Below are 14,069 nucleotides of genomic sequence, written 5' to 3'. Positions count from 1 at the left end.
GTTCTGGCGTAAAGACAGGAAGATACATCAACATGGCTAACCCGCGTAGCAATCGCAAGAAGGTTAAAAAGCAGGTAGTGGATGCCGTTGCGCATATCCACGCCTCTTTTAACAACACGATCATTACGATCACAGACCGCCAGGGCAATGCTCTCTCTTGGGCAACTGCCGGTGGTTCGGGTTTTCGTGGTTCTCGCAAGAGCACCCCGTTCGCTGCTCAAGTAGCAAGCGAGCGTGCAGCGACCGCTGCAGCCGAGTATGGTGTGAAAAACGTCGACGTGCTGGTCAAGGGCCCCGGTCCTGGCCGTGAATCCGCCGTGCGCGCACTCAATGCCGCCGGCTTCCGCGTGCAGAGCATCACCGACGCGACGCCCATTCCCCATAATGGCTGCCGTCCGCCGAAGAAACGCCGCGTTTAAGGAGACAGATTCATGGCTCGTTATATTGGACCGAAGTGCAAACTGTCTCGTCGTGAAGGCACCGACCTCTTCCTGAAGAGCGGTGTGACTCCCTTCGAGAAGAAGTGCAAATCCGAGCAGATTCCGGGTGTGCACGGCCAGCGTCGTCAGCGTATTTCCGAATACGGCTTGCAGCTTCGCGAGAAGCAGAAAGTGCGCCGCATGTATGGCGTACTCGAGAAGCAGTTCCGCAACTACTACAAGGAAGCGGCCCGTCTCAAGGGCGCGACCGGCGAAGTGTTGCTGCAGCTCCTCGAATCCCGACTGGACAACGTCGTCTACCGCATGGGCTATGGCTCTACCCGCTCCGAGGCTCGGCAGCTGGTCAGCCACAAGGCCATCGCCGTGAACGGCCGCACCGTCAACGTGGCTTCCTACCAGGTCAAGCCGGGTGACGTGGTCTCCGTTCGCGAGAAGGCGAAGAACCAGGCGCGCATCCAGAGTGCCCTGTCACTGGCCGCCAACCGCGGCGATGTGACCTGGATCGAGGTCGATGCCAAGAAGATGGAAGGCACGTTCAAGGCGCTGCCCGAGCGTGGCGACCTGACGGCCGACATCAACGAGGCCCTGATCGTCGAGCTGTACTCCAAGTAAGCGCTGCTAGCGCCCGGCCCCCTCGCGGGGGCCGGCTCAGAGTACCGAGTATCCGTTTGGCAGCCTGAAAGGTGTACATATGCAGCGTTCAGTGACCGAGTTTCTTCGCCCGCGCGACATCAAGGTCGAAGAGATCAGCGCACATCACGCGAAGATCGTGCTCGAGCCCTTCGAGCGTGGCTTCGGCCACACCCTGGGCAACGCACTGCGTCGTATCCTGCTCTCGTCCATGCCCGGCTGTGCCGTGGTGGAAGTCGAGATCGGTGGTGTCGATCACGAGTACAGCGCGATCGAAGGGGTCCAGGAAGATGTCATCGAGATCCTCCTGAACCTCAAGGACGTGGCGATCAAGATGCACAGCCGCGATGAGGCGGTGCTCTCGCTGAACAAGCAGGGCCCGGCCGTCGTCACCGCGGGTGACATCGCCCTCGACCACGACGTCGAGATCGTCAACCCCGAGCACGTCATCGCCCACGTCAACGAGGGCGCCGAGCTGAAGATGCAGCTCAAGGTGGCACGCGGCCGCGGCTATGAGCCGGCGGACGCTCGCATCGGGGCAGACGACGAGTCTCGTGCTATCGGCCGCCTGCAGCTGGATGCGACCTTCAGCCCCGTGCGTCGGGTCTCCTACAGCGTCGAGGCCGCGCGTGTCGAACAGCGCACCGACCTCGACAAGCTGATCATCAGCCTGGAGACCGACGGCACCCTGGATCCCGAAGAGGCGATCCGTCGCAGCGCGACCATCCTGCAGGATCAGCTGGCCGCGTTCGTCGATCTGGAAGCCGACAAGGAACAGGAAGTGGAGGAGGAGGAGGATCACATCGATCCGATCCTGCTGCGCCCCGTAGACGATCTCGAGTTGACCGTTCGCAGCGCCAACTGCCTTAAGGCCGAGAACATCTATTACATCGGCGATCTGATCCAGCGCACCGAGGTGGAGCTGCTCAAGACGCCGAACCTCGGCAAGAAGTCCCTGAACGAGATCAAGGACGTTCTGGCAGCGCGCGGTCTTTCCCTGGGCATGCGGCTGGAAAACTGGCCGCCGGCTAGCCTGAAGGACGACAAGGCCTCCGCGTGAGCGCCGACCCGAGTCCCAGTTTGGTAAGGAATCACAACCATGCGTCATCGTAAGAGTGGTCGTCATCTGAATCGGACCAGCTCGCATCGCCAGGCCATGTTCAAGAACATGAGCGTGTCGCTGATCGAGCATGAGGTCATCAAGACAACCCTGCCTAAGGCCAAGGAGCTGCGTCGCGTCGTCGAGCCGCTCATCACCCTGGCCAAGCAGGACAGCGTCGCCAATCGTCGTCTGGCTTTCGCCCGCACCCGCTCGAAGGAAGCGGTGGGCAAGCTGTTCAACGAGCTGGGCCCGCGTTACGTCGAGCGTCCGGGCGGTTACGTCCGTATCCTCAAGTGCGGTTTCCGCACCGGCGACAACGCGCCCATGGCCTACGTCGAGCTCGTCGACCGTCCGGTCGTCGAGGCCGAGGAAGCTGCCGCCGAGGAGTGATCCTCGACCGGCCTTCCGCCAAGGCACGCCAAACCGGCCCCTCTCGAGGGGCCGGTTTTTTTCATGTTGGGCATGCCGAGAGGAGTTCCGGTGAGTGGGCTGAATCCGCGGCTTTTCCGGCGACAGGCCTGAGCGGGGGCGCTGTGAACCCCTCCCTGGGCGCTACCGACGCCATCCCTGGCGTAGGACCCCCTCCAGGCCTGCCCCCGGCGCCGCTTCCCTCTGGGGCATCAGGTGACGCTTTCAGTCCTTTTCTTGCTGTGCTCGGCCCGGTCCAGCAGCGGCTTGAGGAAGCGCCCGGTATGGGAGGCCTCCATCTTCGCCACCTGCTCCGGGGTGCCCACGGCGATGATGCGCCCGCCGCCGGAGCCACCCTCGGGGCCCAGGTCGACGAGCCAGTCGGCGGTCTTGATCACGTCCAGGTTGTGCTCGATCACCACGATGGTGTTGCCGTGGTCGCGCAGGCGGTGCAGCACGGTGAGCAGCTGGCGGATGTCCTCGAAGTGCAGCCCGGTGGTGGGCTCGTCGAGGATGTAGAGGGTCTTGCCGGTGTCACGCTTGGCCAGCTCCCTGGCCAGCTTGACCCGCTGGGCCTCGCCGCCGGAGAGGGTGGTGGCGCTCTGCCCCAGGCGCACGTAGGAGAGCCCCACGTCGAGCAGGGTCTGCAGGCGCCGGGCGATGGCGGGGACCGGGCTGAAGAAGGCCAGCGCCTCCTCCACGGTCATCGCCAGCACCTCGTCGATGCACTTGCCCTTGTACTGGATCTCCAGGGTCTCGCGGTTGTAGCGCTTGCCCTTGCAGACGTCGCAGGGCACGTAGATGTCGGGCAAGAAGTGCATCTCCACCTTGATCATGCCCTCGCCCTGGCACGCCTCGCAGCGCCCGCCCTTGACGTTGAAGGAGAAGCGGCCCGGCTTGTAGCCGCGCGAGCGTGCCTCCTGGGTCCCGGCGAAGAGCTCGCGGATCGGCGTGAAGATCCCCGTGTAGGTGGCCGGGTTGGAGCGCGGGGTGCGGCCGATGGGGCTCTGGTCGATGTCGATCACCTTGTCGAGCTGGTCGAGCCCCTCGATGCGCTCATGGGCGGCCGGGGTGAGGCTGGTGGCGTGGTTGAGCTCCCGGGCGGCGATCGGCATCAGCGTCGAGTTGATCAGCGTCGACTTGCCGGAGCCGGAGACGCCCGTGACGCAGATGAAGAGCCCCAGCGGGAGCTCCAGGGTGACGTCCTGAAGGTTGTTGCCGGTGGCGCCCACCAGGCGCAACACCTTCTCCGGGTTGCCGGGAATGCGCCACGGCGGCACCTCGATGCGGCGGGTGCCGGCCAGGTACTGGCCGGTGAGGGAGTCGGGATTGGCCATCACTGCCGCAGGCGTACCCTGGGCGACGATGCGCCCGCCGTGGACGCCGGCGCCGGGGCCAATGTCCAGCACATGGTCGGCGGCACGGATGGCGTCCTCGTCGTGCTCCACCACGATCACGGTGTTGCCCAGATCGCGCAGGTGCTCCAGGGTCTTGAGCAGGCGGTCGTTGTCGCGCTGGTGCAGGCCGATGGAGGGCTCGTCGAGGATGTACATGACGCCCACCAGGCCGGCGCCGATCTGGCTGGCCAGGCGGATGCGCTGGGCCTCGCCGCCGGAGAGGGTGTCGGCGCTGCGCTCCAGGGTCAGGTAGTCCAGCCCCACGTTGACCAGGAACTCCAGTCGGGCGTAGATCTCGTTGATGATCTTCTCGGCGATCTCGCCGCGCCGGCCCGGCAGCGCCAGGGTCTTGAAGTAGGCCCAGGCTTCGCCGATGGGCAGGTGCACCATCTCCGGCAGGCTGCGCTCGTCGATGAAGACATGGCGCGACTCCTTGCGCAGCCGCGAGCCGTGGCAGGCGGGGCAGGGCTGCACCGTGATGTAGCGGGCCAGCTCCTCGCGGACCATGTTGGATTCGGTCTCGCGGTAGCGGCGCTGCAGGTTGGGGAGGATGCCCTCGAAGGGGTGCTGGCGGGTGACCTTCCGGCCGCGGTCATTGACGTAGTGAAAGGCGATCTCGTCGTGGCCGCTGCCGTGCAGGATCACCTCGCGCTCGTGGCGGGCGAGCTCCTGCCAGGGGGTCTCGAGGGTGAAGCGGTAGTGCTCCGCCACCGACTGCAGCTGGTTGAAGTAGAAGACGCTGCGGCGATCCCAGCCCTTGATCACCCCCTCCGCCAGGGAGAGCTCCGGGTGGCTGATCAGCTTGTCGGGATCGAAGACCTGCTGCACGCCGAGGCCGTCGCAGCTCGAGCAGGCGCCGGCCGGGTTGTTGAAGGAGAACATGCGCGGCTCGAGCTCGGCGATGGAGTAGCCGCAGACGGGACAGGCGAAGCGCGCCGAGAAGGCGATGTCGTCATGCTCGCCGTCCATGAAGTGGACCATGGCGATGCCGTCGGAGAGGCCCAGCGCCGTCTCGAAGGATTCCGCCAGGCGCTGCTGGAGCCCCCCGCGGACCTTGATGCGGTCCACCACCACGCTGATGTCGTGCTTCTTGTTCTTGTCCAGCGGCGCGATGTCATCGAGTTCCAGCACCTGGCCATCCACCATGGCGCGCACGAAGCCCTGGGCGCGCAGCTCGGCCAGCAGCTGCAGGTGCTCCCCCTTGCGCCCCTTGACCACCGGCGCCAGCAGCATCAGCTTGCTGCCCTCGGGCAGCGCCAGGACCTGATCGACCATCTGCGAGACCGTCTGGGCCTCGAGGTCCTCACCGTGCTCTGGGCAGCGCGGGGTGCCGGCCCGGGCGAACAGCAGGCGCAGGTAGTCATAGATCTCGGTGATGGTGCCCACGGTGGAGCGCGGGTTGTGGGAGGTGGACTTCTGCTCGATGGAGATCGCCGGGGAGAGCCCCTCGATATGGTCGACGTCGGGCTTCTCCATCATCGACAGGAACTGGCGCGCATAGGTGGAGAGCGACTCCACGTAGCGGCGCTGGCCCTCGGCGTAGAGGGTGTCGAAGGCCAGCGACGACTTGCCCGAGCCGGAGAGCCCGGTGACCACGATCAGCCTGTCGCGGGGCAGCTCGACATCGATATCCTTCAGGTTGTGGGTGCGGGCACCCCTGACCAGAATCCTGTCCATTCCCACCTCGGGCGCAGCAAAAGGACGATTATACGGGCCCGCCCGCGCCGGCGGCAAAGCGGCGCGGGGCGGCGGCTTTCCCTGGGTGGTGGCGAGCCGCTAGAATATGCGATTCACTCAAGGGCCTCGCGCCCGAGCATGGAACGTCATCCTCCCTATGCGAAAGGTTTCCGGGCTGCTGCTTGCCAGCGAGCGGCGCGCCATCACCGGCCTGGCCGGCCTCTATGCCACCCGCATGCTGGGCCTGTTCATGGTGCTGCCGGTGCTGGCCCTCTATGCCGACGAGCTCACCGGCGCCACGCCGCTGCTGGTGGGCCTGGCGCTGGGCGTCTACGGGCTCACCCAGGCGCTGCTGCAGATCCCCTTCGGCGCCCTCTCGGACCGCCTCGGCCGCAAGCCGGTGATCGCCTTCGGCCTCCTGCTGTTCATGGTCGGCAGCGTGGTGGCGGCCCAGGCCGACTCCATCGGCGGGGTGATCCTCGGGCGCTGCCTGCAGGGCAGCGGGGCGGTGGCCGCCGCCATCATGGCGCTGCTCGCCGACCAGACCCGCGAGCAGGTGCGCACCGCGGCCATGGCCACCATCGGGCTCTCCATCGGCGTCGCCTTCGCCGTGGCCATGGTGCTGGGCCCCTGGCTGGCCGCCGCCTTCGGGCTCTCGGCGGTGTTCTGGTTCACCGCGGCGCTGGCCACCCTGGGCCTGGTGGTGCTGTGGAAGCTGGTGCCCCCGGCGCCGCACCGCCTGCGCCACCGCGACGTGGGGATCGACCGGGCCCAGCTCGGCAGGACCCTGGGGCGTGCCGACCTGCTGCGCCTGGATCTCTCGATTTTCGCCCTGCACCTGATCCTGATGGCGATCTTCGTCGCCGTGCCCTTCCGGCTGGTGGAGGCCGGGATCGCGGTGGAGCGTCATGGCCTCACCTATCTGGGCGTGATGCTGCTGGCCTTCCTCGGCATGGTGCCGCTGGTGATCCTGGCCGAGAAGCGCCGCCAGATGAAGGCGATGTGCCTGACCGCCATCGCCGCCATTGCCCTGAGCCTCGGCGGGCTGGCCGGCCTGGGCGGCAGCCTGTGGGGGCTGCTGGCCTGGCTGTGGCTCTTCTTCGTGGCCTTCAACCTGCTCGAGGCGACCCTGCCGTCGATGCTCAGCAAGCTGGCGCCGGCCGGGGCCAAGGGCACCGCCATGGGGATCTACTCCACCAGTCAGTTCCTCGGCGCCTTCCTGGGGGGCGTGCTGGGCGGCTTCCTGGCCCAGCAGTGGGGGCTCTCCGCGGTCTTCGTCGGCGCCGGGTTGCTGGTGCTGGTGTGGCTGGCGCTGATGGCGGGCATGACCCCGCCGCCCCACCTGGCCAGCGAGGTGGTGGCGCTGGATGACGAGCACCAGGGCGCGGCCCTCGAGGCCCTGGCGGCCCGCTTCGCCGAGGTGGCCGGCGTGGAGGACGTGCTGGTGGTGCCCGAGGAGCGGCTGGCCTATCTCAAGGTGGATCGCCGGCGCCTCGACGAGGAGGCCCTGGCGAAGGTGATCGATACTGGCAAGGAGCGCGCCTGAAACGCGGCTCGCAAGCGGGCGCGCGATGCGCCATCCTGCAGGCCTGCCTGCAGACACATGCATTCATGACAGCAAGGAGTCCAACATGGCCCGTGGCGTCAACAAGGTCATTCTGATCGGCAACCTGGGACAGGATCCCGAGGTTCGCTTCATGCCCTCCGGGGCCCCGGTGGCCAACCTGCGGCTGGCCACCACCGATACCTGGATGGACAAGCAGAGCGGCCAGCGCCAGGAGCGCACCGAGTGGCACAGCCTGGTGCTGTTCAACAAGCTGGCCGAGATCGCCCAGCAGTACCTCAAGAAGGGCAGCAAGGTGTACGTCGAGGGCCGTCTGCAGACCCGCAAGTGGCAGGGCCAGGACGGCCAGGATCGCTACAGCACCGAGATCGTGGTCAACGACATGCAGATGCTCGACTCTCGTGGCGGCGGTGATTTCCAGGGCGGCGGCGCCCCCCAGGGCGGCTATCAGGGCGGCCAGTACGGCGGTGGTGCGCCCCAGCAGGGGGGCTACGGCGGCGCGCCGCAGCCGGCCGGCAACTTCGGCGGCGGCCAGCCCCAGGGTGGCGGTGCTCCCCAGCGTCCGGCCCAGCCCCAGCAGCGTCCCGCGCCGCCCCAGCAGGGGCAGCAGGGCAACCAGCCGGGCAACCAGCCGGGCAACTACGGGGCGCCGGATCCGGGCAGCTTCGACGACTTCGATGACGAGATTCCGTTCTAGGGCGGAGCGACCCGGCGGGCGCAGGGAGGAGCACGAGTGAAGCTGCTGATACTGGATGCCGGCCACTGCCTGAGCCTGGCCCTGGCCCGCGAGGCCAACCGGCGCACCGATACCGAACTGGTCATCGACGCCGGCAGCGTGATCGATGCCGAGCGGCTCGCCGAGGTGGCGCCGGATGCGCTGGTGATCCCCCCGCTGTCGCGCCCCATCCGCGCCGCACCGGCGGAGGTCACCGCCCATGCCGAGGCGGTGGAGCGCTGCATGGAGGTGTGTCGGGAGGCCGGAGTGGCGCTGGTGTGGTGCGTCTCCGACCAGCTCTACGAGGATGGCTTCGCCGAGCCCATCGACGAGCACGTCATCCCGCGCCCCCGGGACGAGAGCCTGCGCCGCCTGGTGGCCACCGGCGATCGCATTCGCGCCGAGTGTCCGCGCCATCTGATCGTGCGGCTGGGGCCGCTGTTCGCCCTCGAGGGCAGCCACGCCTGGCTGGGGGAGCTGGTCGACACCCTGGTGGCCGGGCGCGAGGTGCGCGGCGAGGCCGACGTCACCTGCTGCCCCACCTCGGCGGATGCCGTGGCGATGTCGCTGATCGGCATGCTCCAGCAGCAGCACTGCGGCGCCGAGGCCTGGGGCAGCTACCACCTGGCCGGCACCGAGCCGGTCAGCGTCTACACCTTCGTCTCCATGGTGCGCACCCAGCTCGCTACCCGGCTCGAGGGGCTCGGCGAGCGGGTCGCCCTGGGCGAGGTGAAGGCCATGCACCACCACCATGACCATCCGCTGCGCCGGGTGCTCAACTGCCGGCGGGTGCTGGAGGTCTTCGGCGTCCACCAGAAACCCTGGCGGCTGGAGGTGGGGCGGATGCTCGATGCCTGGTGCGAGGCCAACCGTCGCGACCCCGAGCCGCCGGAGGAGCCGTCGTCCCCATGAATGTCCTGCGCAGCCTGCTCTTCTACGTCGGCTATTTCCTGATCATGCTGGTGTGCGGAGTGCTCTTCCTGCCGCTGGCGCCGCTGCTGCCGCTCGGCAGCCGCTACCGCCTGCTCAACGTCTACAACCACCTGATCACCGCCTGGTTTCGCTGGGCGTGCGGGGTACGTTACGAGATCCGCGGGCGCGAGCGGCTGCCCGCGGGGCCCTGCGTGATCCTGGCCAACCACCAGTGCGAGTGGGAGACCATCTACCTGCAGATCCTCAAGCCGCCGGTGTGCACCGTGCTCAAGCAGGAGCTGCTGCGCATCCCGCTGTTCGGCTGGGGGCTGCGCCTGCTGCACCCGATCGCCCTGGACCGCTCCCGGCCCGCCCGGGCCATGAAGCAGGTGCTCACCCAGGGCAAGCAGCGCCTGGACGAGGGGCTCTCGGTGCTGATCTTCCCGGAGGGGACCCGGGTGGCCCCGGGACAGCGCAAGCGCTACAACAAGAGCGGGGCGGTGATCGCCTGCCGCGCCGGGGTGCCGGTGGTGCCGGTGGCCCACAACGCCGGCGAGCGCTGGCCGGGGCGCCACTGGGTCAAGAACCCGGGGCGGCTGTCGCTGGTGGTGGGGGAGCCCATCGAGACCGATGGCCGCACGCCGGAGGAGGTGCTGGTCGAGGTGGAGGCGTGGATCGAGGCGCGGCTGGCCGAGATCTCCGAGGTGCCGCGCCCGGCCGCCGCGGGGGGGGAGGCGGCTCCGCTCGAGGTGTCCGCCAGGCGCTGACACTTTGCGGTCTGGCCGCCCGGCAGGCTCCGCCGCCGCCACCCGTCGGCCACCACGAGAACGGCGCCCCGCGGGGCGCCGTTCTCGTTTCAGCCAGTCACGCTGTCTTGCTCAGTCACTGAGCTCAGCCCTCGAGCTCAGTCCTTGAACTTCTCCAGCACCAGGCAGGCGTTGGTGCCGCCGAAGCCGAAGCTGTTGGAGAGCACCCGCTCGATCTTCACGCCGTCGCGGCGCTGGGTCACGATGTCGAAGCCGTCGGCCTGCTCGTCGAGGGTCTCGACGTTGGCCGAGGCGGCGATGAAGTCGTTCTCCATCATCAGCAGCGAGTAGACCGCCTCCTGCACGCCGGTGGCGCCCAGGGAGTGGCCGGTCAGCGACTTGGTGGAGCTCATGGCCGGCGTCGTGTCGCCGAACACCTCGCGGATCGCCTTGAGCTCGGCCACGTCGCCCACCGGGGTGGAGGTGCCGTGGGTGTTGATGTAGTCGATCTTGCCGTCCACCGTGGCCATGGCCTGGCGCATGCAGCGCACCGCGCCGTCGCCGGAGGGGGCGACCATGTCGTGGCCGTCGGAGGTGGCGCCGTAGCCCACCACCTCGGCATAGATCTTCGCGCCGCGGGCGCGGGCGTGCTCCAGCTCCTCGAGCACCAGCATGCCGCCGCCGCCGGCGATGACGAAGCCGTCGCGGGCCTGATCATAGGGACGGGAGGCCTTGTCGGGGGTCTCGTTGTACTGGGTGGAGAGGGCGCCCATGGCGTCGAACAGGCAGGAGAGGGTCCAGTGCTCCTCCTCGCCGCCGCCGGCGAAGACGATGTCCTGCTTGCCCATCTGGATCTGCTCCATGGCGTTGCCGATGCAGTGGGCGGAGGTAGCGCAGGCCGAGGAGATCGAGTAGTTGATCCCCTTGATCTTGAAGGGCGTGGCCAGGCAGGCGGAGACGGTGCTGCCCATGGTGCGGGTGACCCGGTAGGGCCCCACCCGGCGCAGGCCCTTCTCGCGCATGATGTTGGCGGCCTCGACCTGGTTGGCGCTGGAGGCGCCGCCGGAGCCGGCGATCAGGCCGGTGCGCTCGTTGGAGACCATCTCCGGGGCCAGTCCGGAGTCCTCGATGGCCTGGGCCATGCTCACATAGGCGAAGGCCGCGGCGTCGCCCATGAAGCGGCGCAGCTTGCGGTCGATCAGGGCGTCGAGGTCGATGTCGACCACCCCTGCCACCTGGCTGCGGAAGCCGCGCTCGGCGTACTCCTCCTTGAAACGGATACCGGAACGCCCTTCCTTGAGCGCCTCGAGAACGGCCTGACGGTCATTGCCCAGACAGGACACGATACCCAGGCCGGTGACTACCACTCGTCGCATGGAAGCCTCCTGATTCAGAAGTTCGCGGTGGAGGTGAACAGGCCCACGCGCAGGTCGGTGGCCTGGTAGATGTCGCGGCCATCGACCGACACGGTGCCGTCGGCGATGCCGAGGATCAGGCGCCGGGTGATGATGCGCTTGATATCGATCTTGTAGGTGACCTTCTTGGCATCGGGCAGGATCTGGCCGGTGAACTTCACCTCGCCACAGCCCAGGGCGCGGCCGCGGCCGGGGTTGCCGAGCCAGCCCAGATAGAAGCCGACCAGCTGCCACATGGCATCCAGGCCCAGGCAGCCGGGCATCACCGGGTCGCCCGGGAAGTGGCAGTCGAAGAACCACAGGTCGGGGTGGATATCCAGCTCGGCGATCAGCTCGCCCTTGCCGAAGTCGCCGCCATCCTCGTAGATGCGGGTGATGCGGTCGAGCATCAGCATGTTGGGGGCAGGCAGCTGGGCATTGCCGGGGCCGAACAGCTCGCCGCGGGAGCAGGCCAGCAGTTCTTCGCGATCAAAGGAGTGTTGCTTGGTCACTGGGTCATTCCGAAGGTCGAAGTAATTGTGCGCGGCAGGCGACAGGCCGCCGCCAGGCGACTGCCGTTAAGTCTACTGTCCGCGCAGGGGGAATGCACGCCGAGCGCCCATCTCCGACGTCAGCGTGGAATGGCCGGGCGCCCCGTGGGGTACAGTAAACGTCCGTTCTGCCGATAGGCTGACGAGAGCCTCTCCATTCACGCACGAGCCTAGCCAACCCATGTGGCCACCCTTCTCCCTCAACCGCCCGCTGCTGTGGGTGGGCCTGGTCGGCCTCACGGCCACCCTCTGGCTGCCCGACCTGCTCCTGCGCGGCGTGGCCCTGACGCTGGTGGCGGTCGGCCTGGCGGACGCCTGGCGGCAGGTGCGCCGCGAGCACCAGCACGCCCGGCTGGGCCAGGAGGCGCTGGCGCTGACCGAGGATGGCGTCATCATCACCGACGCCGCCAACCGCATTCTCGCCGTCAACCCCGCCTTTACCCGCATCACCGGCTTCAGCCTCGAGGAGGTGCGCGGCCGCAACGCCACCTCGCTGGCGGCCCCGCGCCACGACACCGCCTTCTTCGAGCGCTACTGGCAGACCCTGCAGGCCACCGGGCGCTGGGAGGGGGAGCTGTGGAACCGGCGCAAGCACGGCGACGAGTACCCCGAGTGGCTGCGCGTGCGGGCCATCAGCGACGCCAGCGGGCGGCTCAGCCATCATGTCTGCCTGTTCACCGACATCTCGATGCACAAGGCGCGCGAGCGCGACCTGCGCCGGATCGGCTTCGAGGACCCCCTCACCGGCCTGCCGAATCGGCGGCGCCTCCACGACCTGATGGCCTCGCGGCTGCGCCACCTGCGCGCCGGGGAGAGCCTCGACATCGCACTGGTCGACATCGACGGCTTCAAGGCGATCAACGACGCCCTCGGCGTTGAGCAGGGCGACCGTCTGCTGGCGCGCTTCGGCCAGCGCCTGGCCCACCACGTGGCCGGTGGCGTGGTGGGGCGCCTGGGCGGCGACGAGTTCATGGTGATCCGCACCACCACCTTCGATGACCACGACCAGTGGGTCGCCGGCCTCCACGCTCACCTCGCCGAGCCCTTCGAGCTGCAGGGGCACTCGCTGCGCCTGGGGCTCACCATCGGCAGCTGCCGCGCCCCCGAGGATGGCCGAGAGTCCGATACCCTCTTTCAGCGCCTGGAGTCGGCGCTCTACTCCGCCAAGCGCCATGGGCGCAATCACAGCCAGCGCTTCCGCCCCGCCCTGGACGTGCAGGAGAGTCCGCAGCTGGGGCTGGTCAACGACCTGCGCCACGCCCTGGCCACCGGCGCCCAGCTGGAGCTGCACTACCAGGGGCAGCACCGCCTGGACGACGGCAGCCTGGTGGGCTGGGAGGCTCTGCTGCGCTGGCGTCACCCCCGGGACGGGCTGATTTCGCCGGCCGACTTCATCCCCCTGGCCGAGCGCCACGGCCTGATGGCCCCGCTGGGCAACTGGGTGATCGACGAGGCGTTGGCCTGCCAGGCACGCTGGCGCCGGCTGGGGATGCCCGAGCTGCCGGTGTGGATCAACGTCTCCGCGCTGCAGATGTTCCAGGGCGAGCTGGAGTCGGCGCTCAGCGCGGGGCTGGCCCGCCACGGGGTGCCGGCGCGGCTGCTGGGGCTGGAGATCACCGAGTCGGTGCTGCTCGACGAGCGCGCCGGCGACATTGCCCCGCGCCTGGAGGCGCTGCGCGCGCTGGGGCACCCCGTCGCCATCGACGATTTCGGCACCGGCTACTCGTCGCTGGGCTATCTCAAGAAATTGCCGCTGGACAAGCTCAAGCTCGACCGCGCCTTCATTCACGCCCTGCCCGGCGACCGCGCCGATGCCGCCATCGTCACCGCGGTGCTGGCCATGGCCCGGGGGCTGGACCTGGAGGTGATCGCCGAGGGGGTCGAGACCGAGTCGCAGCGTGACTTCCTGCGGGCCGCGGGCTGCGATCTGGTTCAGGGCTTCCTCTATGCGCGGCCGGAACCGGCCGCCGCCCTCGAGGCGCGCCGTCAGCCGCAGGGGTCAGGCGCGGGAGCGCTCGCCGTGGCCGAGGCGAACGGTTAACCACAGGCAGAGCAGGCCCCACACCAGCGCCTGGGCGGGCAGCAGCCAGGGCGCGAGGGTCACATCGGCCAGGCGGGCGCCGGCATAGTAGGAGAAGGGGCCACTGATGGCGCCGCCCAGTACGGCGAGCCAGGGGCGCCGCCACAGCCAGGCCAGGGAGTGGTGGAGCAGGGTGGCGAAGAGCGGCCACAGCAGCCACAGCCAGAGCGGCAGCACCCCGAAGGCGAGCGGCTGGTCGCCGAATTCGAAGCCGCCGGCCAGCGTGAGCCCACCGTCCACCGCCAGGCCCAGGGCCGCGAAGCCGGCCAGCCAGCGCCACTCGCCGGGCCGCGCCTGCCACGCCAGGTGCAGGCCCAGAAGGAGCGCGGCGGCCGGCACCGCGACCCAGGAGCCCCCCAGCACGCAGGCCAGCCAGCCCAGCTCGAAGGCCGCCAGGTTGAGCAGGGTGCGCCGGGTGGCGGGCTGGCGCAGGGCCGAGACCATGGCCATGCC

The 14,069-nt window shown here is 68.6% G+C and carries 13 protein-coding genes; 9 read left to right on the top strand and 4 right to left on the bottom strand.

The window, feature by feature from the left end; all coding sequences use genetic code 11:
• Window positions 1-32: 32 nt before the first annotated feature.
• The 4 genes from rpsK (at window position 33) to rplQ (ending at window position 2,562) form a co-directional block, all read left to right on the top strand.
• Window positions 33-419, top strand: coding sequence for a 30S ribosomal protein S11 (rpsK, locus tag D1793_RS13315; RefSeq protein WP_013331014.1), 387 nt, complete (start codon window positions 33-35; stop codon window positions 417-419).
• A 12-nt stretch (window positions 420-431) separates the two neighbouring features.
• Entirely contained in the window at window positions 432-1,052 is a 621-nt protein-coding gene (rpsD, locus tag D1793_RS13310) for a 30S ribosomal protein S4 (RefSeq protein ID WP_110070685.1), read from the top strand.
• A 79-nt stretch (window positions 1,053-1,131) separates the two neighbouring features.
• Complete coding sequence (gene rpoA / locus D1793_RS13305; protein ID WP_110070686.1) at window positions 1,132-2,130, top strand: DNA-directed RNA polymerase subunit alpha; 999 nt, start codon at window positions 1,132-1,134, stop codon at window positions 2,128-2,130.
• A 39-nt stretch (window positions 2,131-2,169) separates the two neighbouring features.
• The gene (gene rplQ, locus D1793_RS13300; protein ID WP_119022606.1) at window positions 2,170-2,562 is read left to right on the top strand and encodes a 50S ribosomal protein L17; all 393 of its coding nucleotides are present in this window, start codon (window positions 2,170-2,172) and stop codon (window positions 2,560-2,562) included.
• A gap of 230 nt (window positions 2,563-2,792) precedes the next feature.
• Here the strand turns inward: rplQ and uvrA are convergent, their stop codons facing one another.
• Window positions 2,793-5,654 (bottom strand): excinuclease ABC subunit UvrA, encoded by a 2,862-nt coding sequence (gene uvrA, locus D1793_RS13295; protein ID WP_119022605.1) that lies wholly within the window; start codon window positions 5,652-5,654, stop codon window positions 2,793-2,795.
• A gap of 157 nt (window positions 5,655-5,811) precedes the next feature.
• Here uvrA and D1793_RS13290 point away from each other — a divergent pair, with 157 nt between their 5' ends.
• The 4 genes from D1793_RS13290 to D1793_RS13275 all read left to right on the top strand — a co-directional run bounded on the left by D1793_RS13290 (window position 5,812) and on the right by D1793_RS13275 (window position 9,612).
• A complete protein-coding gene (locus tag D1793_RS13290; RefSeq protein WP_119022604.1) occupies window positions 5,812-7,200 on the top strand; it encodes an MFS transporter in 1,389 nt (462 codons plus the stop codon).
• 85 nt (window positions 7,201-7,285) lie between these two features.
• A complete protein-coding gene (ssb, locus tag D1793_RS13285; protein WP_119022603.1) occupies window positions 7,286-7,915 on the top strand; it encodes a single-stranded DNA-binding protein in 630 nt (209 codons plus the stop codon).
• A gap of 36 nt (window positions 7,916-7,951) precedes the next feature.
• Complete coding sequence (locus tag D1793_RS13280) at window positions 7,952-8,845, top strand: sugar nucleotide-binding protein (RefSeq protein ID WP_119022602.1); 894 nt, start codon at window positions 7,952-7,954, stop codon at window positions 8,843-8,845.
• The gene (locus tag D1793_RS13275) at window positions 8,842-9,612 is read left to right on the top strand and encodes a lysophospholipid acyltransferase family protein (RefSeq protein ID WP_119022601.1); all 771 of its coding nucleotides are present in this window, start codon (window positions 8,842-8,844) and stop codon (window positions 9,610-9,612) included. Before D1793_RS13280 ends, D1793_RS13275 begins: the two co-directional genes overlap by 4 nt.
• Window positions 9,613-9,749: 137 nt before the next feature.
• On the opposite strand, the gene fabB is transcribed toward D1793_RS13275, so the two are convergent.
• Entirely contained in the window at window positions 9,750-10,967 is a 1,218-nt protein-coding gene (gene fabB / locus D1793_RS13270) for a beta-ketoacyl-ACP synthase I (RefSeq protein ID WP_119022600.1), read from the bottom strand.
• A gap of 14 nt (window positions 10,968-10,981) precedes the next feature.
• On the bottom strand, window positions 10,982-11,497 hold the full coding sequence (fabA, locus tag D1793_RS13265) for a 3-hydroxyacyl-[acyl-carrier-protein] dehydratase FabA (RefSeq protein ID WP_119022599.1): 516 nt from the start codon (window positions 11,495-11,497) through the stop codon (window positions 10,982-10,984).
• 220 nt (window positions 11,498-11,717) lie between these two features.
• On the opposite strand from fabA, the gene D1793_RS13260 reads away from it, so the two are divergent.
• On the top strand, window positions 11,718-13,577 hold the full coding sequence (locus tag D1793_RS13260) for a GGDEF domain-containing phosphodiesterase (RefSeq protein ID WP_119022598.1): 1,860 nt from the start codon (window positions 11,718-11,720) through the stop codon (window positions 13,575-13,577).
• On the opposite strand, the gene D1793_RS13255 is transcribed toward D1793_RS13260, so the two are convergent.
• Window positions 13,536-14,060: a DUF2878 domain-containing protein gene (locus D1793_RS13255; protein ID WP_119022597.1), complete on the bottom strand. Its 525-nt coding sequence runs from the start codon at window positions 14,058-14,060 to the stop codon at window positions 13,536-13,538. The genes D1793_RS13260 and D1793_RS13255 overlap by 42 nt on opposite strands.
• Window positions 14,061-14,069 lie beyond the last annotated feature (9 nt).

Origin of the sequence: Halomonas sp. JS92-SW72, assembly GCF_003547075.1 — a bacterium.
In the GTDB taxonomy this organism is placed as follows: Bacteria; Pseudomonadota; Gammaproteobacteria; order Pseudomonadales; family Halomonadaceae; genus Halomonas; species Halomonas alkalicola.
This window is presented reverse-complemented; position numbering and strand designations above follow the sequence as displayed.

What these genes read in the sequence shown, in the direction of transcription:
- rpsK (WP_013331014.1), top strand. Translation starts at nt 33, where the DNA reads ATGGCTAACCCGCGTAGCAATCGCAAGAAGGTTAAAAAGCAGGTAGTG.
- rpsD (WP_110070685.1), top strand. Translation starts at nt 432, where the DNA reads ATGGCTCGTTATATTGGACCGAAGTGCAAACTGTCTCGTCGTGAAGGC.
- rpoA (WP_110070686.1), top strand. Translation starts at nt 1,132, where the DNA reads ATGCAGCGTTCAGTGACCGAGTTTCTTCGCCCGCGCGACATCAAGGTC.
- rplQ (WP_119022606.1), top strand. Translation starts at nt 2,170, where the DNA reads ATGCGTCATCGTAAGAGTGGTCGTCATCTGAATCGGACCAGCTCGCAT.
- uvrA (WP_119022605.1), bottom strand. Translation starts at nt 5,654, where the DNA reads ATGGACAGGATTCTGGTCAGGGGTGCCCGCACCCACAACCTGAAGGAT.
- D1793_RS13290 (WP_119022604.1), top strand. Translation starts at nt 5,812, where the DNA reads ATGCGAAAGGTTTCCGGGCTGCTGCTTGCCAGCGAGCGGCGCGCCATC.
- ssb (WP_119022603.1), top strand. Translation starts at nt 7,286, where the DNA reads ATGGCCCGTGGCGTCAACAAGGTCATTCTGATCGGCAACCTGGGACAG.
- D1793_RS13275 (WP_119022601.1), top strand. Translation starts at nt 8,842, where the DNA reads ATGAATGTCCTGCGCAGCCTGCTCTTCTACGTCGGCTATTTCCTGATC.
- fabB (WP_119022600.1), bottom strand. Translation starts at nt 10,967, where the DNA reads ATGCGACGAGTGGTAGTCACCGGCCTGGGTATCGTGTCCTGTCTGGGC.
- D1793_RS13260 (WP_119022598.1), top strand. Translation starts at nt 11,718, where the DNA reads ATGTGGCCACCCTTCTCCCTCAACCGCCCGCTGCTGTGGGTGGGCCTG.
- D1793_RS13255 (WP_119022597.1), bottom strand. Translation starts at nt 14,060, where the DNA reads ATGGTCTCGGCCCTGCGCCAGCCCGCCACCCGGCGCACCCTGCTCAAC.